This window comes from Rubrilithobacter danxiaensis (genome assembly GCF_047272945.1).
GTDB classification, from domain to species: Bacteria; Bacteroidota; Bacteroidia; order Sphingobacteriales; family Sphingobacteriaceae; genus Rubrolithibacter; species Rubrolithibacter danxiaensis.
Genome location: NZ_JBKOPS010000011.1, coordinates 32,888 through 58,924, shown reverse-complemented (window position 1 = coordinate 58,924; position 26,037 = coordinate 32,888). Strand labels below are relative to the sequence as shown.

Genomic DNA, 26,037 nt, shown 5'->3' with positions numbered 1-26,037 from the left:
GTGCGTATTGCTAAAGTAAGACTTATTTTATGAATTTAAGAGTTGTTCAATATCGTTGAAAATATCCATAAAGGCAGCTTTTAAGATTTCACGGTAGTCAAACAAGATTGCAGTGAGTTGTAATTTCTGCGTTTCGTTAAAGGATGAAGGCCATAATCGCATACAAATGCGATTGATGGAGTATATGATATTACCCGGGTCCCTGTAATTATTTAAGTAAGCTGCTTCAATAAATTCGTCAAAGAATTTGAAGAAAATATCAGTTTCGGAAATCTTGTTTAATTGGAGAAATCTGTTAATAGCGTTTCTATCGGCAGATTTAAGATGTGAATAAAACCGATCTGTTCCAAGAATTGATTCCGTAAGCAGCAAGCTGTCCAACATAATTTCGAGCGCAATATGAGCCACAAAAAAAGGTTTGGCAGAAGAGCCGGCCAATACAGGAGCAATAGCAACTCGGATGGCAGCGCTATGCTTAAGGAAAAAATCCGAGCAATGAAAGATTCTGTCTACTGCCAGGTGCCGGTTCCATCCTTTTAAAATGGTTGAAAGATTTTTATCAGTGCTAAAGTTCTCACTGTTTTTTTCAGGACGAATGTTCCATTCTTTTTTTGCATTTTTTATCAGATCAGGCAATACTGTTCCCGTCACCATAAGTGAATCACCCGTGTACCTGTCGAAATAAAAGTGAGATAAAAAATTCATGCCTGTTAAAACGATTAGATAAGCCTTTAAAAGGCGCTCTATTCTCAATTTACGAAAAAAGAGGCGTTTTATTTCCAGGAATGAATTAAATGATGTTATTTATTATAGCATACTGAAGCAGTATAATGGTTTTTGCATCGTGTATTTTACTATCTGCCAGTAATTGCCGGGCCTCCTGAAAAGACAGTTCGACAGTGTGTATATCTTCTCCTTCGTCTTTAAGTCCGCCACCTTCAGATACTTTCAATTCTTCATTATACTCTCCAACAAAATAATGGACAAGTTCTGTAAAAGAGCCAGGAGAGGAGTAAGCTTCCGCTATTTTTTTTATCTGCGAAATGCGATATCCTGTTTCCTCTTCCACTTCCCTGATAACTGCATGTTCCGGAAATTCACCTTCATCGATTAATCCGGCGCAGGCTTCCAGTAATTTTGTATGCTTTTCTTTTAAATAAACAGGCAAGCGAAACTGTTCGGTTAATAAAACTTTCTTTTTAGAGGGATCATACAATAAGATAACGGTAGCATCCGGCCGATGAAAGACCTCCCGTTCATGCTCCTGCGTTCCGGTATTAGAAACAGTCTGATAGGTGATTTTTTCTAATTTCGATCTCAAATCAGAAAGTACTTCGGTTTTAAGGATTTGTATTTCGCTCATAATTCAGCAACAACAATAAATAATAACAAGTTTTTAATTTATCTATCTTTGCACAGTTTAGCTTATTGTTTTTCACTTTTAGATTGAATGCAATCAGCAGATATATCAAAAATTAAGACTAAGAGTTACAATAAATGAATTTCGTAGAAGAACTGCGCTGGCGTGGCATGCTGCAGGATATAATGCCAGGTACTGAAGATGAACTCAATAAAGGGATGACTGCCGGTTATATTGGTTTTGATCCAACTGCCGATTCTTTGCATGTGGGGCATCTTACCCAGATAATGACGCTTATTCATTTTCAGCGGGCAGGCCATAAGCCATATGCATTGGTAGGTGGTGCTACCGGTATGGTTGGCGATCCCTCAGGGAAATCAGCAGAGCGGAATTTATTATCCGAGGATATTCTTCAGCATAATGTAAGCTGCCTGGAAAAGCAATTAAGCAAGTTTCTTGATTTTAATTGTGGTAAAAACAGTGCCGAAATGGTTAATAATTACGATTGGTTTAAGCACTTCAGCTTCCTGGATTTTATCCGCGATGTGGGCAAACATATTACGGTTAATTATATGATGGCAAAAGACTCTGTGAAAAAACGCCTGGAAGGTGAAACAGGAATGTCTTTTACAGAATTTAGTTATCAGTTGGTGCAGGGTTATGACTTTTACTGGCTCTGGAAGAATAAAAACTGCCTGGTTCAAATGGGCGGATCAGACCAGTGGGGTAATATTGTTACCGGAACAGAGTTAATCCGCCGTAAGGATGGTGGTTCTGCTTTCGCAATTACTACGCAACTGATAAAAAAAGCAGATGGAACCAAATTCGGAAAAACCGAAAGCGGTGCTGTATGGCTTGATTCTAAAAAGACATCTCCATATAAATTCTATCAGTTTTGGTTAAATACAAGCGATGTGGATGCTAAGAGCTGGATCAGGATATTTTCATTGAAATCGCAAAAAGAAATAGAAACACTTGAAGCTGAACATGATCAGACACCTCACTTAAGAATTCTTCAAAAAGCGTTAGCAGAAGAAATTACACTTCGTACGCATGATGAAAATTCCTTAAAAACTGCACTTAAAACTTCCGATTTTCTTTTCGGAAACGGATCACTTGAATTTTTAAGTTCTTTAAGTGATGAGGAAGTGCTTGAGGTATTTGAAGGTGTTCCGCAATTTGTAATTTCAAAGGAAGAGTTGGCATCAGGATTAAACGCTGCCGACCTTCTTGCAGAAAAATCAAGCGTGTTTTCTTCCAAGGGCGAAGCCAGGAAAATGATACAGGGTGGAGGAGTTTCTGTAAATAAGGAAAAGGTGGCAGATGCTGCAGATGTTTTTGATTCGGGCAGGCTGATAAACGGAAAATTCCTGGTAGCACAAAAAGGTAAAAAGAACTATTTTCTCCTAATTGCGGAATAAGATAGCTATGTCGTCTAAAAAAATAGTTTCTCTGCTTCCTGCCGCCACCGAAATAGTTTGTGCTTTAGGATTGGAAGAACAGTTGATTGGCCGGTCTCATGAATGCGATTTTCCAGAAAACATATGTCTGCTTCCCGTTTGTTCAACTGCTAAATTTACTCCCGGTTCAGATAGTGTAGCTATCGACAGACAGGTAAAAGAAATACTAACTGAGGCGCTTTCCATTTATGATATTGACATTGAACTTATCAGGCAGCTACAGCCCGATATAATTATAACACAGTCTCAGTGTGAGGTTTGTGCAGTCAGCCTGGATGATGTAAGCCGGAAACTGGAAGGACTCCTTGAGAAAGATGTTGAAATAATTTCCCTGGAGCCTCACGTCCTTAATGATCTTTTTAAAGATATAAGGATGATAGCAAAAAGCCTTAATGTTACCGAAAAAGCAGAACAGTTAATTGAGGGGCTTCAGGAGCGCCTGGATTTAATTAAACATAAACTTAAATTTATAGAGCAAAAGCCCCGGGTTGCTTGTGTAGAATGGCTGTCGCCTTTAATGATAGCAGGTAACTGGACTCCGGAATTAGTTGAAACGGCAGGAGGGATCCCGGTACTTGCTGAAAAAGGAAAACATTCTTTTTATATAGATATTGCCTCCATTCAACAGGAAGACCCGGATATATTAATATTAATTCCCTGTGGTTTCTCTATCTCAAGGACACTACAGGAAATTAACCTGCTTTTAGAAATTCACGGATGGAATGAGCTTAAAGCAGTACAAAATAACCAGGTATATGTTGCCGATGGGAATCAGTATTTTAACCGTTCAGGGCCCCGTTTAGTGGATTCTGCAGAGATTCTCGCCGAAATTATTAATCCTAAGCAGTTTGTGTTCGGTTACGAAGGGCAAGGCTGGGTAAAATTTGGAACGAGTTAATTGGTATACTATTAAAATACAACAAACTGATCAATTTGCTGTGTTGTAAATTTTAAAGTATCCTCTTTAAATAAGTTCCCTTCCTCGTTAAACTCTTTATTTATGCTCGGAATATGTAAGCGGAGCGGCATTACATGCAGGTTTATATAATGGCAGATGCCGGTAAAATGATCAATCCCTCTGATATTTCCGTATTTTCCTGAAGATATACCTACCAAAGCAGCTTTTTTGCCATGAAAACTTTCGGGATATTTGCATGCATCAATAAAAACTTTTAATACCCCGGGGAAACTGCCATTGTATTCAGGGATTATAAACAGGAATTTATCGGTAGCGGTTACAATGTTCTGCATGGGCTGGAAATTTTCACGGCTCTTCATATACATTTCGGGATGTATTAAACCTTCAGGCAGGCTTGTTAAGGATAAAATTTCTGCTTCTACACCTTTTATTCTGAGTTGTTTCCGGTAATATTCAGCCAGTTTTAACGTATAACTATTTTCGCGGTTAGTAGCAGAAACTATAGTGATCATTGTTGATAAGATGTGTAAAATGAGCCAATGCAGCTCTCATAAAATTATTTAAAGTTCGTATCTTAGTCGATTATAAAAATCGCTTTAATACGAACAAAAATAATGATTTTGAGTGTTAAAGTCAGCTTAAACATTGATTGCAATTATATTTAGAGGATGAGTAAAATTATTGCGTTAGCCAATCAAAAGGGAGGGGTAGGAAAAACTACGTCATCCATTAACCTGGCTGCCAGTCTTGCGGTTTTAGAATACCGTACCTTACTGGTAGATGCCGATCCGCAGGCAAATTCAACTTCAGGCATTGGCTTTGATCCAAGGGCAATAAAAGAGAGTATTTACGAGTGTATTATCAATGAGTCAGATCCTCGTGCCGCTATTCAAAAAACAGATACACCATTTCTCGATCTGCTGCCTGCGCACATTGATCTGGTAGGTGCAGAGATCGAAATGATAAACCTGAACGACCGGGAGTATAAAATGAAATCGGTATTGAACCAGGTAAAAGATGATTACGATTTTATTATTATTGATTGTTCTCCCTCATTGGGTTTAATTACCATTAATGCTTTAACGGCTGCCAATTCGGTAATTATTCCCGTACAATGCGAATATTTTGCATTGGAAGGATTGGGAAAATTACTGAATACCATAAAAATTGTACAGAACCGTTTAAATACAGAACTCGAAATAGAAGGCATTTTATTAACAATGTACGATGTTCGATTACGGCTGTCAAACCAGGTGGTAGAAGAAGTGAAAACTCATTTTCAGGATCTCGTGTTTGACACCATTATTCAAAGAAATACCCGTTTGAGCGAGGCTCCGAGTTTTGGAGTATCGGTAATTATGCACGATGCCAACTGCAAAGGAGCGATTAATTACCTCAATCTGGCAAGAGAAATAATTAAAAAGAACGGTTTATTAAAACAGGAAACTGAAAATCAAGCTACCGCAAATACATGACGTATCAGAAGAAAACAGGGTTAGGAAAAGGGTTGAGTGCTTTACTTGATGATACGGAAGCTGTCCAAACCCCCAGAGTACAAAGTCCGGCAGAAACAGTTCATTCAATTGGATCTGTCAGCCATATTCATATCAATAAAATAGAGATAAATCCTTTTCAGCCACGAACAGAGTTTGATCCGCAGGCCTTGGAGGATTTAGCGGAATCTATAAAACTTCAGGGATTGATTCAGCCCATTACTGTCCGAAGGCTGGATAATAATGTGTACCAGCTTATTTCAGGTGAGCGGCGTCTCCGGGCATCCAAACTGGCGGGTTTAACGGAAGTTCCTGCTTATATCCGTACCGCCAATGATCAGCAGATGCTGGAAATGGCTTTGATTGAGAATATCCAGCGGGAAAACCTGAACGCCATAGAGGTTGCACTGAGTTTTCAGCGTATGCTGGATGAATGCAATCTGAAGCAGGAAGAACTGGGTGATCGGGTTAGTAAGAACAGGTCGACGGTTACTAATTACCTGCGGTTGTTAAAATTGCCTCCCGTTATTCAGATATCTATTCGGGATAATGAAATATCAATGGGGCATGCGAAGGCGCTACTGGGAGTTGAGGATGCTGATAAGCAGTTATATGTACACCAGCAAATCATCTCAAACGAACTCTCTGTTAGAAAAGCAGAGGAGTTAGTAAGAGAAATTCAAAAGCATGGCGTAAAAAAGAAGGAAAAAAAGCAGGAACCTGTTTCTTTTCAATATCAGAAGATACAGGATGACCTTGCTTCTAAATTTGCTACTCGTGTAAAGCTGAAGGTGCAGGGTAAAGGAAAGGGAGCTATCGAAATACCGTTCATGTCTGAAGAAGATCTCAGCAGGATTTTGGAATTATTAGACTGGTAATGACAGTACCTAAATTTTTACTTCTACTTATTTGTTTGGCAGCAGGTATGCCTGTTTTTGCTCAGACAGACTCAAGTGTAGTAAAAGTTGATACTGCAATGAGAAACCCGGGAACCCCTCAAAAAGTGACTGACTCCACAGCTATCAAAAATGATTCTTTACGGGTATTGCCAAAAAGGATTAAGAGTGCTGAATCTGTAAAGGTGAAATCAAAGAAAGACACCGTATTTAAAGATTCATCCCGGCTTGCGCTTGAAAAACTGCCACGTAAAGCGGTATTGGCTTCTGCAATCCTGCCGGGACTGGGCCAGATACGAAATCACCGGTGGTGGAAAGTTCCGCTAATATATGGCGGCTTTGTAGGAATAGGACTTGCAATTGATTTCAATAACCGCTATTACCATGAATTTTTAAAGGAAGTGCAGTATCGATCGGAGCATAAAGATGAGCCATTGAATCCGAAATATACTGCTTATCGAACGGAGTCCTTAATTCAGGCTAAAGATTTTTACCGTCGAAACCGTGATCTTAGTATCTTAGGCGGAGTTGCTTTTTATGCTGTTCAGATGATTGATGCATATGTAGACGCCAAATTTTTCAGATTCGATATCAGCGATGAAATTTCGCTGAAAATTTCCCCTTCAATAAACACACCTGGTTTTGCAAATGCTTATTTGCCCTCGCCTGGTCTAAAAATAAACTTATCTTTATGAATATAGCTCTTCTTGGGTACGGCAAAATGGGCCGCATAATAGAACGTTTCGCTCTCGACCGCGGTCATGAAATTGTTCTGAAAATTGATGCTTTTACTCTCGATCAATTAACCACGGAAAACCTGCAAAAAGCAGATGTTGCGATTGATTTCAGCACTCCCGATTCTGCTTTATCCAATATAGAAGCCTGTTTTGCTGCACAGGTGCCGGTAGTAGTAGGTACAACGGGCTGGTATGATCACATCACGGAAGTAAAAGCGAAATGCGAAGAAAGTAACAATGCACTATTGTACGCATCTAATTTCAGTGTGGGGGTAAACGTGTTTTTCTTTGTAAATAAAGTGCTGGCGAAGCTCATGAACCGCTACCCGCAGTATGATGTACAGGTGGAGGAAATTCATCATACACAAAAACTGGATTCCCCAAGCGGTACGGCCATCACTATTGGCGAAGGAATATTGGAAAAGATTGAGCGAAAAACCGAATGGGTGAATGACCTGGCAGGTGAAGGGGAGGATGTAATTCCCAAGCCGGAACAATTACTTATTGAATCGCATCGTATAGAAGATGTTCCGGGAACACATACGGTTATATACAGCTCGGAAGTAGACGAAATTGAATTTAAGCACAAAGCGCATAACAGAGCCGGCTTTGCACTGGGTGCCGTACTGGCAGCAGAGTGGCTCAAGGATAAAAAAGGATTTTATTCTGTAGCAGATATGTTTGACTTTAACATATAATCAGTAAAAAATGAATTTGAAATTCTGGAAGAAAGATAAAGACTCGACCAAAACAGTAAAGAAAAAAAGTAAGGGCAGGGAATGGTTTGACGCAATTGTTTTTGCTGTCATAGCTGCTACATTAATACGTGGATTGCTATTGGAAGCGTACACCATTCCCACAGGGTCTATGGAGAAATCGCTTTTAGTTGGCGACTTTTTATTTGTAAGTAAAATAAATTATGGCGCCCGTATTCCGATGACGCCTGTTGCTTTTCCTTTTGCCCATCATACCATGCCGGTGATTGGAACCAAAGCATACTGGGATGGAATTCAATTAAAATATCATCGTCTTCCCGGGTTAAGCGATATTAAACGAAACGATGTAGTAGTTTTTAATTACCCGATGGAAGCAGATTCTCCTTTTTACCGCCCGGTAGATAAAAGAGAAAATTATATAAAAAGATGCGTTGCAATTCCCGGAGATACATTACGAATCATAAATGCACGCGTTTACGTAAATGGAAAGCCTTCAGAAACGCCGCGGTTCGGACAAACGGATTATTATGTTCAGACAGATGGGAATGATTTTAATCCGGATGCGCTCGAAGATCTTCATATCGAAAATCAGCGGGCTTCTGCCGACGTCTATTACTTTACAATGACGGCTGAAGATGCTGAAATGGTAAAAAAATGGGCAAATGTTAAAGTGGTTCAGCCTATGATACGGCCGATGGGAGAGTACGATAGCCAGGTATTTCCGCATAATCCAGACTTCAAGTGGAATGCAGATAATTTTGGTCCCCTAATCGTTCCAAAAAAGAACTGGACAGTAAAATTAGACAGCACAACTTTTCCGCTTTATCAAAGGGCAATAGAAGTGTATGAGGGCAATAAAGTATCTAAAAAAGGACAAGAAATTTTTATCAACGGAAAGAAAGCAGACTCCTATACGTTCAAAATGGATTATTACTGGATGATGGGAGATAACCGGCACAATTCACTGGATTCCCGTTTCTGGGGTTTTGTTCCCGAAGATCATGTGGTAGGTAAAGCATTATTCGTATGGATGAGCTGGGGAAATCACGGAATACGTTGGAGTAGAATATTTATGGGAATACATTAAAATGTCAAGTAGAATAAGATAAGAGTATTCTTATCTTATTCTTTATTAAGCTCTATTTTTTGTAGTCCATAGCTGGCCGGCCCATTCAATACTTCGCCGTTAATGCCATAGCGGGCTCCGTGGCAGGGGCAGTCCCAGCTTTTTTCTACGTTGTTCCAGTTAACAATACATTTTGCGTGGCTGCAAACCGGATTTAATGCATGTATTTCTCCCGATGCGTCTTTATAAACGGCCAGCTTTTTTCCTTCATGTTCAACGACATTGCCACTATCGGGCAGCATTTCCTGCAAGGACTGTATAGAGCGCACAGAAAAACGGTCCGCGATAAAATGATAGGCAACATTGGCGTTTTCCTTTACAAATTCCTGGAATCCGGCAACCGGTTTGATTCGTCCCGGACTGAAAACTTTTTCAAATTCGCTTTCTCCGGTAAGTATAAGGTCAGTTAAAATTTTTCCTGCAATACTTCCATAAGTTATTCCGTTTCCGCTGTATCCGGTAGCTACATATACTCCTTCGTCTATTCCGGGTAGTTTTCCTATATAGGGCAAGCCATCGCTGGGTTCGTAGAATTGTGCTGACCAGCGATATTCAATATAGGCCTCTGGATAAAGTGTTTTTACATATTCCTCCAGGGTTTTAAAGGCTTCGCCTGGGCTGCCATGTCCGGTTTTATGATCGCTTCCACCCACAATCATGTAGCGCTGTTGGTTAATGAGCTGGCAGCGAAAATAATGATACGGTTGTTGCATATCATAAGCAAGGGCTTGTGGAAATGTAGTTTCGCCGGCTTTAAATGCAACAGCATAACTGCGGTAAGGCGCACAGCGGAAATGTAATAGATTAATTCCGGGAGGAATGTGTGTCGCATACACCACTTTACCTGCATTTATAGAAACCGAATCGCTTTTAGCAACATGAAATTGTCCCTCCGTTTTCAGGTCGCGAATAAAAGTATGTTCAAGGATGATACCACCAAGTTTTGCAAACTCATTTGCCAGACTTATGATGTACTTTAAGGGGTGAAATTTCGCTTGTCCTTCGTAAATAATTGCCTTTTTGAAAGGAGCGGGAACAGGTGACTCTGAAACTATTCGTACCGAAACCCCAGCCTGTACTGCAGACTCGTATATTTTTTCAAGCTCCGAGCCCTGATCATCTGTTTCAGCATACAGGTAACCGGGAAGGAACTCAAAATCGCAATTAATATTATATTCTTTTACCAGTTGATAAATCAGGTCAATTGCCTGTTGTGTTGCCTCTGCAACCAGTTCAGATCCCTCTTTGCCAAAATTACTTTCTATAGTTTTATAACTTGTATCTAAAAAAGTATTTATATGGGCGGTGGTGCCTCCTGTTGTGCCGTAACCTAATGTATGCGCTTCTGCAAGAATGCAGTTCTTTCCGGCCTTTTGCAGTAATAAGGCAGTTGTCAAACCTGTAATTCCCCCACCTATAATTAATACATCGTAAATAGTAGCAGGATTGAAGTTTGATGCATTTGAGCTCTCTAATTCCGGAACTCCTTCCTGCCAGATACTTCTTGTACTCGAATCTCTGTCAGTGTTTTGAGTTAACGTCTCATGATTTCTGATGATATTGTTTGAGGTTTCCATAGGATTACTTTGCACCTATTAAACCTTATTTTTATCAGAATAGTTTTAGCGTAAACAGGAGAACTGTAAAGGGGGATTTAACAGCAGCTTACGAATCTAACCGGGGAATATTTAAACGGGCAGCAAGATCATTCAAATCGTTTACTACAGCTTCGTATAAAGGTATTCCCTCTGTTTTGCGAATTTTTTCTGCTTCAAGCTCTGGTTCTCCGGGTATTATTACTTTTTGTTGTGGGTCTATTGGTTCTGCCCTCTTGAATCGCTCTATCCAGGTATCCATGTGGGTCTTAAATTCATCTAAAGGGCGAAATCCGTCAACACGCATTGCACCTAAAAAATGACCTATTCCCTGGCCTACAGGATCTTTCGGCGGTTCCAGAAATGCAACAAAAGGAGGAACCCAAGGGCCATAATTAGCACCCGAAAGTACAGCAGATAAGATATCAACTGTAGCACTTAATCCAAATCCCTTGTGGCTTCCATGCTCTCTATCACTTCCCAGGGGCAGTAAAGAGCCCCCGTTTTTCAAAGCATGTGGATCGGTAGAAGATTCGCCACTTTTAGTTTGAACCCAGCCTTCAGGTATTGATTTTCCTGTCCGCTGAGCTATTTCAAGTTTTCCATTAGCAGCCGAAGAGGTTGCCATGTCAATCACTACAGGAGGATAATTTCCGGCAGGAAAAGCATAACACATCGGATTAGTGCCCAAAAGACGCTCAGTTGTATGGGTGGGCGCAACAAGCGGGCTTGCATTTGTCATTGAAAAGCCAATCATTCCTTTTTCTACCGCTTTTAGTGAGTGATACCCAGCTATTCCAAAATGATTTGAATTTTTAACAGATACCCAGCCGGAACCATATTTTTCTGCTTTTTCAATAGCTATCCTCATTGCAAAAGGAGCTACTACCAGTCCCAGACCGCTGTCGCCATCCACAGTAGCGGTAGTTGGAGTTTCGTGTACAATCTTAATATTCGGGTTCGGATTAATTCTTTTTTTCTCCCATAAACGTACATATCCGCTTAGCCGGGCAACGCCATGCGAGTCAATTCCTCTCAAATCCGATGATAATAACACATCTGCAGCCTGATATGCATCTTTTTCGGGGCAACCTATTTTTATAAATATGGCTTCAGTAAATTTTCTCAGCCGGTCTTCTGAAAAGATTTGATAACTCATTTAGGTTCTAAAATAGTGAATTTAAAATCGAGAGGTTTAAAATATTGAGCAAGCTCGTCTATCAGGGTATCGCCGTACTTTACATAAAAAGAACTAAAATTTTCCGTCCGTTCCTGTAAACTGTTACCTGCGAAATATTTTTTGCGTAGGTTGTCAATTAAAGATAAGCTACCGTCATAATTCCTTTTTTCAGCTTTGATCAATTTTTTCTCGAGATTGCTGATAGCCTTATGCAGACGTACAGCAACAGCTTCTGTGCTTGGGCCAAGTGTCGAGTCAATTTTTGTAGCTTTTAGTTTTGCTTTTTCCAACACATCCTTCAGTTCCTGCCATTCTTCATCCAGGGTAAGTGTTTGAGTGCTGTTTTTTAGTACCCATTCTTTTTTGACTGATTCTGGATCTTTAAAAATATCGGCAAGAGTAAGATCTAAGCGATTTAATTTATCCTGTAATTTATCAGTTGCTATTAAGGCAGAATTACGCAGTACCAGAACAGGAAAGTCTATTCCATAAAAATCAAAATTCTTCTTTAATTGCAGCCAGTAAACAATTTCCGCACCTCCGCCAACGTAGGCTAAATTAGGCAGAATAAGTTCCTGGTAAAGAGGGCGCATAATTACGTTTGGACTAAAACGCTCCGGATGCTGCCTGATTTCTTTCGATAATTCCTCTTTAGAAAATTCAATCTCCGAGTTTAAGACATAATATTTCTCTCCCTCACGAACTATTCGTTCGCGGAAGTTATCGAGCAGGTAGAAAAAGTTTATTTCACGGGCATTAACCTGAGTTTTAAAACCTGCGTTTTCCAGTTCATTACTTGTGTCTGAAATCAGCCGGTAGCTGTTATTTTCTGTAATATCCTTTTCTATAAAAGGCGCAAAAAGCTGCTTTAACTGTTTATTGTCAGCATCGAGTATTATTAATCCGAATTCGCTGAAGAGTGTATTAACAAAATACCGCGTTGCATCTGCTAAATTTTTATGCTGCAGATAAGCTTCTTCTGCGAGTTTTGATAAGCGGGTGGCATTTTCAGAAATTCCCAATAGTTGCTGATATGCTTTTACTGTTGCGCTTATTGTTTCTGTACTTAACCTTCCCGTTGCTCCTGAAACTTCTGCGTCCCAGCTTAATTTTTGCCCTTGTACACTTGTATGATTAATTTCGGCGAAGTCATGATCTTCTGTTGCCATCCAATAGACAGGAACAAAATCTTTATCCGGAAATTTTTCCTTCAGTTCCTTTGCCAGATTAATGGCCGTAACTATTTTAAAGATAAAGTAAAGTGGCCCCGTGAAGATATTAAGCTGATGGCCGGTTGTAATCGTATAGGTAGAATCTTTAAGCAGTAAACTAAGGTTTTGATTTACTGCCTCTGATAGTTTAGAAGTTTTATCAAGCTCTTTATATTGGTCCTGAAGTACTTCAACCAGAACTTTTCGATCGCCTTTAAAGACTCTGTTTTCAATTGCCTGTTTTAACCCTTCAAACGTTGGCTGGTAAGCTATGAAAGGGAAGAGTTGCGGGCTTTGCTGTAAATACTGGATTACAGCAGGAGAAAAATAACCGGTATCTTTATAATCAATACAGCTTGATTTCATTTGCTGACGAAAATAGAATGAAAAACCGGAATTTTTCCAAAAGAGCCATTTATTTTACAATTCGTCCATACAGATCGAAATCTTCAGCTTTTTCAATCGTTACATTTACAAATCCTCCCGGTGGCGCATAATCTTTTGTTGCATCAATTAAAACCTCATTGTCGACTTCAGGAGAGTCTGATTCGGTTCTTCCTACAAAGAAATCTCCTTCTTTTTTATCGATTAATACTTTGAAAGTTTTGCCTACTTTTTGTTGATTAATATTGTACGAAATTTCCTGCTGTACGCCCATAATCTCTTCAACACGTTGTTCTTTTACTTCCTGCGGAACATCATCAATTAAACTGTGTGCATGTGTTTTCTCTTCGTGCGAATAAGTAAAGCAGCCTAAACGGTCAAATTTAGATTCAGCTACCCATTCTTTCATTTCCTGGAAATCCTGTTCAGTTTCTCCCGGATAACCACAGATCAATGTGGTGCGTAAAGCAATACCTGGTACTTTATCACGAATCTGGTTGACAAGATCAATTGTTTTTTGTTTTGTAATTCCCCGGCGCATGGATTTCAGCATTGCATCACTGATATGCTGTAGTGGCATATCAAGGTATTTACAAATGTTTGCTCTTTTATTCATCACATCCAGAATTTCCATTGGAAAACCGGCTGGGTATGCGTATTGTAAACGGATCCATTCAATACCGTCCACATCGGATAAATTGCGAAGAAGTTCATCCAGATTACGTTTTCCATAAATATCCAGGCCATAGTAGGTTAAGTCCTGGGCGATAAGAATCAGTTCTTTCGTGCCTCTGGAAGCAAGTGTTTTAGCTTCTTTCACCAACTCCGAAATTGCTTTCGATACGTGCTTGCCTCGCATTAGCGGAATAGCACAGAAAGAGCAGGGGCGGTTACAACCTTCAGCAATTTTGAAATAAGCATAGTGTGAAGGCGTTGTTAATAAACGTTCTCCAACAAGTTCGTATTTATAATCAGCTCCAAGTGTACTTAGGATATTTTGCAGGTCATTAGTGCCGAAAAATGCATCTACATTTGTAATTTCTGCTTCCAGTTCGGGTTTATAACGTTCAGAAAGGCAGCCGGTAACAATAACCTTTCCTACCTTTCCCTTCTCCTTTAGTTCACTGTATTGAAGAATGGTATCAATAGATTCCTGTTTTGCGTTGTCAATAAATCCACAGGTATTAATAACAATAATGTCGTCTTTTCCTACTTTTTCTGCTTCATGAGCTACATTCATTTGGTTGCCCCGAAGCTGGCCCATCAATACCTCCGAATCATACACGTTTTTTGAACAGCCTAAGGTAATTACGTTTACTTTAGGTTGTTTTACAGTATTCTGATTTAAAACTTTTGTTTTCATGCCTTTACCACACTTTTCAATACTTCCCTACACAGCTTGGGGTCTGTAATTCAATTATTATTTGTTATTAAATAAAGAGTTCACAAACTCTTTCCTGTCAAAAAGTTGAAGATCGTTAATGCTCTCGCCAACTCCGATATATTTAACAGGAATTTTAAATTCGTCTGAAATTCCAATTACCACGCCGCCTTTTGCAGTGCCATCCAACTTTGTTAATGCCAGCGCATTTACATCTGTTGCCTGTGTAAACTGCCTGCATTGTTCTACGGCGTTTTGTCCGGTTGAAGCATCCAATACCAATAGTATTTCGTGCGGAGCACCAGGAACTACCTTTTGCATCACATTTTTAATTTTGGTGAGCTCGTTCATCAAAGCTACTTTGTTGTGCAGTCTTCCAGCGGTATCAATAAGGGCAACATCATCACCGTTTGCAACGGCAGATTGTACTGTGTCAAACGCTACAGAAGCCGGATCTGACCCCATTGCCTGCGCTACAACACGTACACTAACTCGTTCACCCCATAACTTAAGCTGATCTACAGCGGCAGCTCTGAAAGTATCGGCAGCACCCAGCACCACTTTATTTCCAGCTTCTTTTAATTTATGTGCCAGTTTTCCGATAGTGGTTGTTTTTCCAACTCCGTTAACACCTACAACCATAATTACATAGGGCTTATGATTCCCGTATTCGAAATTTTCAAAATCGCTGCTGTTATTTTCGGCTAAAAGATTCTGAATTTCTTCCCGAAGAATAGAATTCAATTCGGTGGTGTTTATATATTTATCCCGTGCAACCCGTTCTTCAATTCGCTTAATTATTTTCAGGGTAGTATTTACACCAACATCAGAAGTTACGAGTATCTCTTCAAGTTCATCCAGTACATCATCATCAACTGTTGTTTTACCTACAACTGCTTTTGTTATTTTGGAGAACAAGCCTTCCTTGGTTTTTTCCAGTCCTTTCTCCAGTGCTTCCTTTTCCTGGGTTGAGGTGTCTTTTTTCTTGAAAAAATCGAATAATCCCATCTTAAATGCAGGTGATAATGTGTAATACGTTAGCAGTGTGCTTATCTACAAAAAAAGCCCTCCTGATTTATCAGGACGGCTCTTAAATATTTTAAGAAGAAAAATTATTGTCCTTCTTTTGCTGCAGCAATAGCATCTTTAACGTGATCGTTGTGTGCGATAGTTTCTTTGAAAGAATAAGCACCTGTTTTAGGTGACTTTACCATAGTGATCACTTTTGAGTATTCTTTGCCTTTACCGGTTTTCAGGGTTGCAATCGCTTTCTTTGCCATCTTATTTAATTATTGATGTTTATGACTAAATGACCGGATTATCTTATTAATCCTATCCTTCAATCACTCACTAATTATTTTATTTCTTTATGAACAGTTACTTTTTTAAGTACAGGGTTGTATTTTTTCAACTCCAGACGCTCTGTAGTGTTCTTTTTGTTCTTAGTAGTAATATAGCGGGACATACCTGGCAATCCGCTTTCTTTATGCTCGGTACATTCTAAAATAACCTGAACTCTGTTGCCTTTCTTTGCCATTTCCTATTTCTTTTCTAAATGGTTTGTATTAAATGTATCCTTTTTTAAGGAATTTACTAATAACAGCGCTAATGCCGTTTTTATTAATAGTTTTAATAGCTGAAGTGGAAACTTTTAAAGTAATCCATCTGTCTTCTTCAGGTATATAAAACTTTTTTACCTTCAGGTTAGGGTAAAACTTGCGCTTGGTTTTAACGTTCGAATTAGAAACGTTGAAACCGTTCATTGGCATTTTTCCTGTTAAATCACAAATTCTCGACATGACTATATAAGTGTATCGTTATTAAACTCTGTTTCTTAAAGAGTTTGCAAATATCTGAAATAATTTTTGATTTTCAAGCTGTTTCTTAAAATAATTATCCTTTTTGTGAACTAAATTTGAGTTTGTCTTTCGGGTTAAAAAATCATTTTCTAATTTACCCCGAAATTACCAATAAACCTAAAATGACCGAATTATATCAGCACGGGGAAAGCTCCGGTAAGAAAGGCCTATGGAGTGTCATCACTGCTTCGTCTGTAGGAACACTGATAGAATGGTATGATTTCTACATATTCGGAAGCCTGGCAACTATTTTATCCAGCCAGTTTTTTCCTAAAGAAAATCCTACTGCCGCATTTCTGTCTACGCTGGCCACTTTTGCTGCCGGGTTTATTGTAAGGCCGTTCGGTGCGTTGGTTTTTGGCCGCCTTGGTGACGTAATCGGAAGAAAATATACTTTTTTACTTACCCTGATTTTAATGGGAGGGTCTACGTTTGCCATCGGACTGATTCCCGGTTATGCTACCATCGGTTATCTTGCACCCATATTGGTGTTGTTGCTGCGATTAATTCAGGGTTTAGCCCTTGGAGGGGAATATGGAGGAGCTGCTACTTATGTTGCAGAACACTCGCCTGCACATAAAAGAGGATTTTATACTTCGTTTATTCAAACTACCGCTACTTTAGGCCTTTTTCTTTCGCTGGGAGTTATTTTAATTACCCGCCAAAGCGTTGGAGTAGAGAACTTTGAGAAAGAGTGGGGTGGCTGGCGGATCCCATTTATTCTCTCTGCGTTGCTTGTAGGAGTTTCCATCGTCATTCGCTTAAGAATGCAGGAATCTCCCCTGTTCTCAAAAATAAAAAAGGAAGGTAAACTATCTTCAAATCCGCTTAAAGAATCGTTTGGGCGTAAGGAGAATCTGAAAATGGTACTGCTGGCATTGTTTGGGGTAACTGCCGGGCAGGGTGTAATCTGGTACACGGGCCAGTTCTATGCTTTGTCTTTCATCCAGAAAACGATGAACATTGATTTTGTTCAATCCAACTATATTATTGCAATTGCGCTGTTACTGGCTACTCCTTTCTTTGTGATATTTGGTTCATGGTCTGATAAAATTGGCAGGAAAGGCATCATGATGGCGGGAATGCTGCTCGGTATATTGCTTTACCGACCTATTTATAAACAGATGTACAGCCTGAGTGATTTATCTTTAAAAACGGAGCTTCCGGAAAAGAAACAACTTTCAAGAACTACTGATCTGATGGATGGAAAACAAAGTGCTATCGTTACTACCACTACTCAGAAGGAATTTTCGGATGGTACCATTTATAAGGAAGAAAGGAAAGAAGTTCTGGCGAATCAGTCGGCAACAGCCGCTTTAAAACCAGAAATAAAAAAATCAATACAATTAAGTACAATTGATTTCTGGATTCTTATTGCTTTAATAGGAGTACAGGTACTGTTTGTAACCATGGTTTACGGACCAATTGCCGCTTTTTTGGTAGAGTTATTTCCAACGCGGATCCGCTATACTTCCATGTCATTACCTTATCATATAGGTAATGGCGTTTTTGGAGGCTTAACCCCTTTTATCGCAATCAGTTTAACTTCTATGTCGGGGGCAAGTCCTTTTGATGGTTTATGGTATCCTATTGGTATCGCTGCAATCAGTTTAATAATAGGGTTAGTATATGTAAAAAATGGCGTTCGTAATACAACGCACGATTAAGGTTATTATAATATGGATTCGATAAAAAAAATTTTGGGTCTTATCTGGATGCTGGCCGGAGCAGGATTGGGAGTATTCCTTCCTTTCAAAGCTATAACTGCACTAAGTACTGCAAATGCTTCTTCAGAAGATTATGTTTTCTGGATTGTCATTGTTGCTATTTTTATTCCGATTGTAGTGGGATTTATTCTTTTTGGCTATTACTCTTTTAAGGGCGAATACAATAGCCTTGAAAGTGGCACAAGGTGAAAGAATGAAAAAATATAAAAGCTATGAAGGTTAATAAGTGTTAATACCTATAGCTGATAATCAATTTGTTAACATATTAAACTAACTAACTAACTAACATATAAGATGAATCTACAGGTTACTTCATTTGAAGAGTATAAAAGGGCATATGATTTTAGTGTGGCGGAACCGGAGAAATTCTGGTCTGAAATTGCAGAAACTTTTAACTGGAGAAAAAAGTGGGACAAAGTTTTGGATTGGAACTTTAAAGAGCCGGATATAAAGTGGTTTTCAGGAGCCAAACTAAATATAACGGAGAATTGCCTGGATCGCCATCTGGAAAATCTGGCTGACAAACCTGCGATTGTCTGGGAACCTAACGATCCCGAGGAACATCACCGTGTTCTAACTTATAAACAGCTGCATGATAAAGTTTGTCAGTTTGCCAATGTTTTAAAGAATAACGGCGTGAAAAAAGGCGACCGGGTATGTATTTATATGCCAATGGTACCCGAACTGGCAATAGCAGTGCTTGCAACAGCACGTATAGGGGCAATACATTCAGTGGTGTTTGGTGGTTTTTCGGCGCAGTCCATCGCCGATCGGATTAAGGATGCGCAATGTGCCTTAGTAATCACCGCTGATGGAGGTTTTCGTGGTACGAAAAATATTCCCCTAAAGGAAGTTATCGATGACGCTTTGGTGCAATGCCCCAGCGTAAAACGTGTAATTGTTCTTACCCGAAGCCGTACTCCGGTATCCATGATCAAGGGAAGAGATGTATGGTGGGAAGATGAAATTAAGAAAGTAGAAACACAAGGAAACCCTGAATGTCCTGTAGAGGAAATGGACGCCGAGGATATGCTGTTTGTTTTATATACCTCCGGTTCGACAGGAAAACCAAAAGGAGTTGTGCATACCTGCGGCGGGTATATGGTGTATTCCGGCTATACTTTTGCAAACGTTTTCCGATATCAGCCCGAAGAAATTTATTTCTGTACTGCAGATATCGGTTGGATAACTGGGCATACCTATATCGTTTACGGTCCCCTATCACAGGGAGCAACCAGCCTGATGTTTGAAGGTGTTCCTACATGGCCTACAGCCGGCCGGTTTTGGGATATTGTGGATAAATACAAGGTTAATATTTTATATACTGCTCCCACCGCTATACGTTCGTTAATGGGATTTGGCGAGGCGCCTCTGGAAGGGAAAGACCTTTCCTCTTTAAATAAACTCGGGTCTGTAGGAGAGCCTATAAACGAAGAGGCATGGCATTGGTTTGATGAAAAGATAGGTAAGAAAAACTGCCCTATTGTAGATACCTGGTGGCAAACAGAAACGGGAGGCATTATGATTTCGCCGATTGCCGGAGTAACACCTACTAAACCCGGATACGCAACGTTGCCTCTGCCGGGAATACAACCGGTACTGGTGGATGAGAATGGAAAAGAAATTGAAGGTAACGGAGTAAGCGGAAACTTATGTATAAAATTTCCGTGGCCGGGAATGATACGAACTACTTACGGAGATCATGAACGCTGCAGACAGGCGTACTTTGCAACCTACGAAAATCTGTATTTCACAGGCGATGGCTGCTTGCGGGATGAAGACGGGTATTACCGTATAACCGGACGTGTAGACGATGTGTTAAATGTTTCTGGGCACCGTATTGGAACTGCTGAAGTTGAAAATGCCATTAACATGCATTCCGATGTAATTGAAAGCGCCGTGGTTGGTTATCCGCACGATATTAAAGGGCAGGGAATTTACGCTTATGTTATATTAAACCAGGCTTCTGCAGATGCAGAACTGACCCGGAAGAATATTCTTCAAACAGTAACACGTTTAATAGGAGCTATTGCCAAACCTGATAAAATACAGTTTGTTGAGGGTTTGCCAAAAACGCGGTCAGGAAAAATTATGCGAAGGATTTTGCGGAAAATAGCTGAAGGCGATACTGCTAATCTGGGTGATACTTCAACTCTGCTTGATCCTGCCGTGGTGGAAGATATAAAATCGGGAGCTCTTTAGTCAACTCCTGATAAAACTTCCGGCAGTTCCTGTTGTTGTAATAACACATCTATTCTTATTATTATGGACAAACTGGAATTAAAAGGTAACTGGAACGAGTTGAAGGGAAAAGTAAAACAAGCGTATGCCGATCTTACAGACGATGATCTTAAATACGAAGAAGGTCAGGATGAAGAGCTTTACGGACGCCTGCAAACTAAAACCGGAAAAACAAGAGAGCAGGTAATCGACTGGCTCAGAAGCTTGTAATTCCTACATTGCAAACAAGTTTTTTAAGCAACAATCTCGTTTTAAAACAAGGATAAATTAGTAATGATTTATCCTTGTTTTTTTTGATACAATTCCTTCAATTTTCAGTACGCAGAAGTTCAGAAGTAGTTCTAAATCCCGCTCTCCGCCATCTTAATTTAAAAGCACCGAAGATTTTTTTGATCATTGTCTGATTCCTCGATGAATAAGAATTAAACTATGAAGTCTTATTTTCTTTCTTGGAAAGCAAATAATAAATACGTATGGAAGATAAATCACGTTTTAAGAAGATTAGAAAAACGTGTTAAAGCCGCAGGAAATTTGCGTTATTTAAAATCGCTAACCTTTAAATATACAATGAAATTAAAAATTAGCATTACCCTTCTGTTATTGTCTTCTTTCAATTGTCTGATTGCAGATCCTATAGACCTTGTGAAATATGTGAACACGCTGCAGGGAACAAATTCAAAGTTTGAACTAACCAGGGGGAATACTTATCCAACTACTGCTTTGCCATTTGGTATGCATACATGGACACCGCAGACAGGAAAGAATGGCGATGGCTGGAAATACCAGTATCAGAGGGATTCTATCCGGGGTTTTCAGCAGGCGCATCAGTGCAGTTCGTGGACAAATGATTATGCTGTATTTTCCCTAATGCCCGTAACAGGAAAACTGGCGGTCGACCAGTATGAAAGAGCAGCAAAATTCAGCCATAGCAATGAGATTGCCAAGCCGAATTATTATAGGGTAAAGCTGGATAATAATATTACGACAGAAATGTCGCCTACCGAGAGAGGAGCCCATCTCCGTTTTTCATTTCCCCGTTCTCGAAGTTATTTGGTGTTGGATGGATATACGAATATGAGTATGGTAAAAATCATCCCTTCCGAAAGAAAGATTATTGGGTATGTTCATAATGGAAGAGGTTTAAAACCAAATTTTAAAAATTATTTTGTCATTGTTTTTGATAAGCCCTTTGTATCCTTTGGGACATGGAATAACCGGAATAATGAAGTTTTAAAAGGTAAACTGACTGATGAAGGAATGGGCAAAGGAGCTTATATTCAATTTAAAGACGGAGAGAAGGTTCAGGCTAAAATTGCTTCTTCTTATATAAGCCCCCAACAGGCCGAATTAACGCTCAAACAGGAATTAGGAAGTTTTAAATCCCTGGAAGATACCAAAGCAGCGGCTGCAAAAATATGGAACAAGCATTTAGGCAGAATACTCGCAGAGGGAGGAACTGAAGAAGAAAAAGCTACTTTCTACTCCTGTTTCTTCCGGGCAAGCTTATTCTCACGCCAGTTTTTTGAATATGATGAAAACGGGAATCCCTATTATTTTAGTCCCTATGACGGGCAAATACATAAGGGTTACATGTTTACAGATACCGGTTTCTGGGATACTTTTCGGGCGCAGTTTCCATTAAATACAATTCTCTACCCTACTATGCATGGCCGATACATGCAGGCTTTACTGGCAGCGCAGGAACAGTGCGGGTGGTTGCCGGCATGGTCCTTTCCCGGAGAAGGAGGCAGTATGATCGGAAACCATGCTATTTCTTTACTGGCTGATGCCTGGGTAAAAGGTATCCGTACATTTGATCCGCAGCAGGCGTTGAAGGCTTATCTTCATGAAGCTACTAATAAAGGCCCTTGGGGGCCTGCCAATGGCCGGGACGGATGGAAAGAATATTTTACCCTTGGTTACGTTCCTTATCCTGAATACAGGGAAGCAACCGCAAAGACTTTGGAATATGCTTATGACGATTTTTGCGGCTATCAGTTGGCAAAGAAAACAAATAATCCATACTACGAACAAATATTTGCCCGGCAAATGTTCAATTACAAAAATGTATATGATTCGTCGAGCAGGTTTATGCGTGGTAAAAATAAAAATGGAGAATGGTCTGCAAATTTTGACCCTGTTGAATGGGGTGGGCCTTTTACAGAAGGAAACGCATGGCACTGGCAATGGTCGGTATTTCATGACATACAAGGATTAATTAACCTGATGGGAGGTGAGAAGAACTTTACAGGAAAACTGGATTCAGTATTTTCTCAACCCAATGTATATAAGCCAGGTACTTATGGAGGGCCTATTCATGAAATGACCGAGATGGTAATGGCAAACATGGGTCAATATGCGCATGGTAACCAACCTATTCAGCACATGATTTATCTTTATAATTATGCTGGTGAGCCCTGGAAAGCACAAAGCCATGTACGTAATGTAATGGCAAAGCTTTATAGTTCCACTGAAAATGGGTATCCGGGCGATGAAGATCAGGGACAAACTTCTTCCTGGTATGTATTAAGTGCTTTAGGTTTTTACAGTGTTTGCCCCGGAACTGATGAATACGTAATTGGAAGTCCCGTATTCAAAAAAGTAACAATTACAATGGAAGATGGTAAAAAATTCGTCGTCGAGGCAAATAATAATTCGAAAGAAAATGTCTATATCCAGTCTGCCCGACTTAACGGGAAAAGTTATTCCCGTAATTATATCCGCTATTCAGATATAGTGAACGGAGGCATGTTGCGTTTTGAAATGGGAGATAAGCCAAACCTTCAGAGAGGAATAAGTAAGGAAGATAAACCTTTTTCGCTCTCGAAAAACTAAAAGCAATCTAGACGCAGCATTAAGACACATTTTCAGTTTTTAAAAAAAATGCAATTAATCCTTCCCACATTCTTTTCGTATTTTCGCCCTAAAAGGAAAAGAAGAATTATTTCGGATGAAGAAAGAGAAACCTGTTATTCTTGTAGTTAATGACGATGGGATTGATGCTCCCGGAATACGGGCATTGATCGGAGTGATGAAAGAACTTGGAAATGTAGTAGTAGTGGCCCCGGATGGGCCGCAATCGGGGATGGGGCACGCCATTACCATTGCAAAACCATTGCGTTTAGATAAGGTGGACTTGTATCCCGATGTAGAGATGTATAAAAGTTCGGGCACTCCTGTGGATTGTGTAAAACTGGCCGTTAACAAAATATTTAAAGGTAAAAAGCCTGATCTCTGCGTTTCCGGAATTAATCACGGCCTCAACCATTCCATTAATATCATTTATTCAGGAACGATGTCGGCAGCTGTAGAAGGAGCCATAGAAGGCATTCCTTCTATCGGGTTTTCTTATGATGATTTTTCATACGACGCTGATTTTTCAAAATGCCTTCCTTTTGTTAAAACAATAGCAAAGCAGGTTCTTGAAAATGGAATCAGCGCCGGTACGCTTCTTAACGTAAACTTTCCGAATGTCCCTCAAATTAAAGGAATTAAAATTTGCAGGCAGGCAAACGCAAAATACGCAGAAGAATTTGATGAGCGGGTAGATCCAAATAACCGCAGCTACTATTGGCTTACGGGTGTTTTTCAATTAAATGATCACGGCGAGGATACAGATGTCTGGGCGTTGAGAAATCATTATGTCTCACTTGTTCCCGTGCAATTTGATATGACTGCTCATTATGCCATGCAACAATTAAATAACTGGAATCTGGATGTTAAAGCGTGATAACGTTTGGTATGGCTTAATTCTGGGGCTGATATTCCCCGGAATTGCTTTTTTTATTGTTGAAGTACTCAAGAAGAACATCCGCGTTCTTCAAAAAGATGACTTGCTCTATATTGGTTGTATTGCGCTCAATTTATTGCTGCTGCGTTTTTTTGTTCGTGGCTATAAGGAGAAAACAGCAAAAGGAATTGTAGCATCTACTTTTGTATGTGCATTTATCTTTTTCTATTATAAAATGCATAAATGAGGTACTATTTAATTGCAGGCGAAGCATCCGGTGATCTTCACGGGGCCAACCTGATGAAAGCATTAAAGGCAGAAGATCAGGAAGCAACATTCCGTTTTCTGGGCGGAGATTTAATGCTGTCGCATGGAGGTGATCTGGTTAAACATTATTCAGAAATGGCCTTTATGGGTTTTGTAGAGGTGTTGTTTAACCTGAAGTCTATCTTAAAGAATCTTAGTCAAACCAAAGCTGATATTTTATCTTATAATCCCGATGCGCTTATTCTGATAGATTTTCCCGGTTTTAATCTTAAGATTGCTGAATTTGCCAAACAGCACGGCATAAAGGTTTTCTATTATATATCACCGAAAGTATGGGCCTGGAACCAGAAACGTGTGCTTAAAATAAAGAAAGTTGTTGATAAGCTTTTCTGCATACTTCCTTTCGAAGTGGATTTTTATAGGTCGTGGGGAATGGAAGTTGATTATGTAGGTAATCCACTGCTGGATGCTATTAAGGAACATCAGCCGGAGGCGGATTTTAAAGCAAATCATCATTTGGAGGAAAAACCTCTTGTTGCATTGTTGCCGGGTAGCAGGAAACAGGAAATTATTAAAATACTGCCCGACATGCTTCAGGTTGCCGATCGTTTTCCTGATTATGAATTTGTAATTGCCGGCGCTCCAAGCTTTAACGAAGAGTATTATAAGCAATTTACCGGAGGCCGTTCAATCAAAGTGCTTTTTAATTCAACTTACGATCTGCTTATTAATTCGGAGGCCGCATTGGTAACCTCTGGTACTGCCACACTCGAAACTGCGTTATTACATGTGCCTGAAGTAGTTTTATATAAAGGGAATCCGATAACCATCGGTATTGCCCGGCTTCTTATTAAGATCAGGTTTATTTCACTTGTAAATTTAATAATGGATAAAGAGGTAGTTAAAGAATTGATTCAGCAGGACTGTAATGTTGAAACAATAACTGCCGAATTGAATGATCTGTTAAATAATAAAAGCTACCGCAATGCCATGCTGTTAAATTATAAAGAATTATCGTCAAAAATGGGAGAGGCGGGGGCTTCACAACGAACCGCAAAATTGATAGTACAAGAACTGACAAACGCTAAGTGAACGCATTTATATTCGATTTAAACGGAACAATGATTGATGATATGACTTTCCACACGGAGGTCTGGTATCAGATCATGGTAAAAGAAAAGGGGGCACAACTCTCAAAAGAACAAGTAAAACAGGAAATGTATGGCAAGAACCGTGATGTACTGAACCGGGTATTTGGAGAAGGGTATTTCCTCGAAGATGAAATCGAAAAAATGTCACTTGAAAAGGAAAGACGTTACCAGGAACTGTACAGGCCTCATTTAAAGTTAATTAATGGCTTGGATTCATTTCTTGAAAAAGCATATCAGTGTGGTATCCCCATGGCAATTGGTTCTGCCGCTATTACATTTAATATAGATTTTGTGCTTGACGGGCTGCAAATCAGAAAATATTTTCCGGTTACAGTTAGTGCCGATGATGTACAGAACAGTAAACCAGATCCTGAAACATTTTTAAAAGCGGCCGCCGGGTTAAAAGCAAAACCGGAGCATTGCATTGTTTTTGAAGATAATCCGAAAGGAGTTTTGTCGGCTTCAAAAGGTGGAATGAAAAGTGTAGTAATAACTACAATGCATACAGAAGAAGAATTTGAAGGACTATCTGATGTTTTATTTTTTATAGAAGATTATACAGATCCCCGATTGCACAAATTGCTTGAATCTATAGTTTAGCTGC

General features: G+C 39.6%; 27 protein-coding genes. 16 read left to right on the top strand and 11 right to left on the bottom strand.

Annotated features, from left to right (window positions below; all coding sequences use genetic code 11):
• Nucleotides 1-27: 27 nt before the first annotated feature.
• Nucleotides 28-705, bottom strand: a complete 678-nt coding sequence (locus tag ACLCDL_RS14260; protein WP_423149036.1) for a hypothetical protein — start codon at nt 703-705, stop codon at nt 28-30.
• Nucleotides 706-790: 85 nt separating this feature from the next.
• On the bottom strand, nt 791-1,363 hold the full coding sequence (locus ACLCDL_RS14255) for an NUDIX domain-containing protein (RefSeq protein WP_423149035.1): 573 nt from the start codon (nt 1,361-1,363) through the stop codon (nt 791-793).
• 134 nt (nt 1,364-1,497) lie between these two features.
• Between ACLCDL_RS14255 and tyrS the strand changes: the two genes are divergently transcribed.
• Together tyrS and ACLCDL_RS14245 are read left to right on the top strand one after the other, a co-directional pair.
• Nucleotides 1,498-2,781 carry a tyrosine--tRNA ligase gene (gene tyrS / locus ACLCDL_RS14250; protein WP_423149034.1) on the top strand — a complete coding sequence of 428 codons (1,284 nt, stop codon included), beginning with the start codon at nt 1,498-1,500 and terminating at the stop codon, nt 2,779-2,781.
• A 7-nt stretch (nt 2,782-2,788) separates the two neighbouring features.
• On the top strand, nt 2,789-3,718 hold the full coding sequence (locus ACLCDL_RS14245) for a cobalamin-binding protein (RefSeq protein WP_423149033.1): 930 nt from the start codon (nt 2,789-2,791) through the stop codon (nt 3,716-3,718).
• A gap of 11 nt (nt 3,719-3,729) precedes the next feature.
• Here ACLCDL_RS14245 and ACLCDL_RS14240 read toward each other — a convergent pair whose 3' ends face one another.
• Nucleotides 3,730-4,251 (bottom strand): NADPH-dependent FMN reductase, encoded by a 522-nt coding sequence (locus tag ACLCDL_RS14240; protein WP_423149032.1) that lies wholly within the window; start codon nt 4,249-4,251, stop codon nt 3,730-3,732.
• Nucleotides 4,252-4,407: 156 nt separating this feature from the next.
• Between ACLCDL_RS14240 and ACLCDL_RS14235 the strand changes: the two genes are divergently transcribed.
• The 5 genes from ACLCDL_RS14235 to lepB are packed head-to-tail and all read left to right on the top strand — an operon-like array spanning nt 4,408 to nt 8,668.
• On the top strand, nt 4,408-5,214 hold the full coding sequence (locus tag ACLCDL_RS14235) for a ParA family protein (RefSeq protein ID WP_423149031.1): 807 nt from the start codon (nt 4,408-4,410) through the stop codon (nt 5,212-5,214).
• Complete coding sequence (locus tag ACLCDL_RS14230) at nt 5,211-6,110, top strand: ParB/RepB/Spo0J family partition protein (protein WP_423149030.1); 900 nt, start codon at nt 5,211-5,213, stop codon at nt 6,108-6,110. Before ACLCDL_RS14235 ends, ACLCDL_RS14230 begins: the two co-directional genes overlap by 4 nt.
• Nucleotides 6,110-6,823 carry a DUF5683 domain-containing protein gene (locus ACLCDL_RS14225; protein WP_423149028.1) on the top strand — a complete coding sequence of 238 codons (714 nt, stop codon included), beginning with the start codon at nt 6,110-6,112 and terminating at the stop codon, nt 6,821-6,823. Before ACLCDL_RS14230 ends, ACLCDL_RS14225 begins: the two co-directional genes overlap by 1 nt.
• Entirely contained in the window at nt 6,820-7,563 is a 744-nt protein-coding gene (gene dapB / locus ACLCDL_RS14220) for a 4-hydroxy-tetrahydrodipicolinate reductase (protein ID WP_423149027.1), read from the top strand. Before ACLCDL_RS14225 ends, dapB begins: the two co-directional genes overlap by 4 nt.
• A 10-nt stretch (nt 7,564-7,573) precedes the next feature.
• Nucleotides 7,574-8,668 (top strand): signal peptidase I, encoded by a 1,095-nt coding sequence (lepB, locus tag ACLCDL_RS14215; RefSeq protein ID WP_423149026.1) that lies wholly within the window; start codon nt 7,574-7,576, stop codon nt 8,666-8,668.
• 35 nt (nt 8,669-8,703) lie between these two features.
• Here the strand turns inward: lepB and ACLCDL_RS14210 are convergent, their stop codons facing one another.
• The 8 genes from ACLCDL_RS14210 to rpmB all read right to left on the bottom strand — a co-directional run bounded on the left by ACLCDL_RS14210 (nt 8,704) and on the right by rpmB (nt 16,257).
• Nucleotides 8,704-10,284, bottom strand: coding sequence for an FAD-dependent oxidoreductase (locus ACLCDL_RS14210; RefSeq protein ID WP_423149025.1), 1,581 nt, complete (start codon nt 10,282-10,284; stop codon nt 8,704-8,706).
• Between the two features lie 88 nt (nt 10,285-10,372).
• Nucleotides 10,373-11,461, bottom strand: coding sequence for an Ldh family oxidoreductase (locus ACLCDL_RS14205; RefSeq protein ID WP_423149023.1), 1,089 nt, complete (start codon nt 11,459-11,461; stop codon nt 10,373-10,375).
• Complete coding sequence (bshC, locus tag ACLCDL_RS14200) at nt 11,458-13,059, bottom strand: bacillithiol biosynthesis cysteine-adding enzyme BshC (protein WP_423149022.1); 1,602 nt, start codon at nt 13,057-13,059, stop codon at nt 11,458-11,460. The genes ACLCDL_RS14205 and bshC overlap by 4 nt, the downstream gene beginning before the upstream one ends.
• 49 nt (nt 13,060-13,108) lie before the next feature.
• Nucleotides 13,109-14,440, bottom strand: coding sequence for a 30S ribosomal protein S12 methylthiotransferase RimO (gene rimO, locus ACLCDL_RS14195; protein WP_423149021.1), 1,332 nt, complete (start codon nt 14,438-14,440; stop codon nt 13,109-13,111).
• Between the two features lie 57 nt (nt 14,441-14,497).
• Entirely contained in the window at nt 14,498-15,466 is a 969-nt protein-coding gene (gene ftsY, locus ACLCDL_RS14190) for a signal recognition particle-docking protein FtsY (protein WP_423149019.1), read from the bottom strand.
• Nucleotides 15,467-15,570: 104 nt separating this feature from the next.
• Nucleotides 15,571-15,738, bottom strand: a complete 168-nt coding sequence (locus ACLCDL_RS14185) for a DUF4295 domain-containing protein (RefSeq protein WP_423149018.1) — start codon at nt 15,736-15,738, stop codon at nt 15,571-15,573.
• Nucleotides 15,739-15,812: 74 nt separating this feature from the next.
• Nucleotides 15,813-15,995 (bottom strand): 50S ribosomal protein L33, encoded by a 183-nt coding sequence (rpmG, locus tag ACLCDL_RS14180; protein WP_423149017.1) that lies wholly within the window; start codon nt 15,993-15,995, stop codon nt 15,813-15,815.
• Nucleotides 15,996-16,023: 28 nt separating this feature from the next.
• Nucleotides 16,024-16,257, bottom strand: a complete 234-nt coding sequence (gene rpmB / locus ACLCDL_RS14175; protein WP_423149016.1) for a 50S ribosomal protein L28 — start codon at nt 16,255-16,257, stop codon at nt 16,024-16,026.
• A gap of 182 nt (nt 16,258-16,439) precedes the next feature.
• On the opposite strand from rpmB, the gene ACLCDL_RS14170 reads away from it, so the two are divergent.
• The 9 genes from ACLCDL_RS14170 to ACLCDL_RS14130 all read left to right on the top strand — a co-directional run bounded on the left by ACLCDL_RS14170 (nt 16,440) and on the right by ACLCDL_RS14130 (nt 26,033).
• Nucleotides 16,440-17,984, top strand: a complete 1,545-nt coding sequence (locus tag ACLCDL_RS14170; RefSeq protein WP_423149015.1) for an MFS transporter — start codon at nt 16,440-16,442, stop codon at nt 17,982-17,984.
• A 12-nt stretch (nt 17,985-17,996) separates the two neighbouring features.
• The gene (locus tag ACLCDL_RS14165; protein ID WP_423149014.1) at nt 17,997-18,233 is read left to right on the top strand and encodes a DUF6814 family protein; all 237 of its coding nucleotides are present in this window, start codon (nt 17,997-17,999) and stop codon (nt 18,231-18,233) included.
• Nucleotides 18,234-18,338: 105 nt separating this feature from the next.
• A complete protein-coding gene (gene acs / locus ACLCDL_RS14160) occupies nt 18,339-20,246 on the top strand; it encodes an acetate--CoA ligase (RefSeq protein WP_423149013.1) in 1,908 nt (635 codons plus the stop codon).
• A gap of 63 nt (nt 20,247-20,309) precedes the next feature.
• On the top strand, nt 20,310-20,495 hold the full coding sequence (locus ACLCDL_RS14155; RefSeq protein ID WP_423149012.1) for a CsbD family protein: 186 nt from the start codon (nt 20,310-20,312) through the stop codon (nt 20,493-20,495).
• Nucleotides 20,496-20,852: 357 nt separating this feature from the next.
• Nucleotides 20,853-23,120: a GH92 family glycosyl hydrolase gene (locus ACLCDL_RS14150; protein ID WP_423149011.1), complete on the top strand. Its 2,268-nt coding sequence runs from the start codon at nt 20,853-20,855 to the stop codon at nt 23,118-23,120.
• A gap of 115 nt (nt 23,121-23,235) precedes the next feature.
• Nucleotides 23,236-24,015 (top strand): 5'/3'-nucleotidase SurE, encoded by a 780-nt coding sequence (gene surE, locus ACLCDL_RS14145; protein ID WP_423149010.1) that lies wholly within the window; start codon nt 23,236-23,238, stop codon nt 24,013-24,015.
• On the top strand, nt 24,002-24,262 hold the full coding sequence (locus tag ACLCDL_RS14140) for a stationary phase survival protein SurE (protein ID WP_423149009.1): 261 nt from the start codon (nt 24,002-24,004) through the stop codon (nt 24,260-24,262). Before surE ends, ACLCDL_RS14140 begins: the two co-directional genes overlap by 14 nt.
• A complete protein-coding gene (gene lpxB, locus ACLCDL_RS14135) occupies nt 24,259-25,374 on the top strand; it encodes a lipid-A-disaccharide synthase (protein WP_423149008.1) in 1,116 nt (371 codons plus the stop codon). Before ACLCDL_RS14140 ends, lpxB begins: the two co-directional genes overlap by 4 nt.
• Nucleotides 25,371-26,033 carry an HAD family hydrolase gene (locus tag ACLCDL_RS14130; RefSeq protein ID WP_423149007.1) on the top strand — a complete coding sequence of 221 codons (663 nt, stop codon included), beginning with the start codon at nt 25,371-25,373 and terminating at the stop codon, nt 26,031-26,033. Before lpxB ends, ACLCDL_RS14130 begins: the two co-directional genes overlap by 4 nt.
• Nucleotides 26,034-26,037 lie beyond the last annotated feature (4 nt).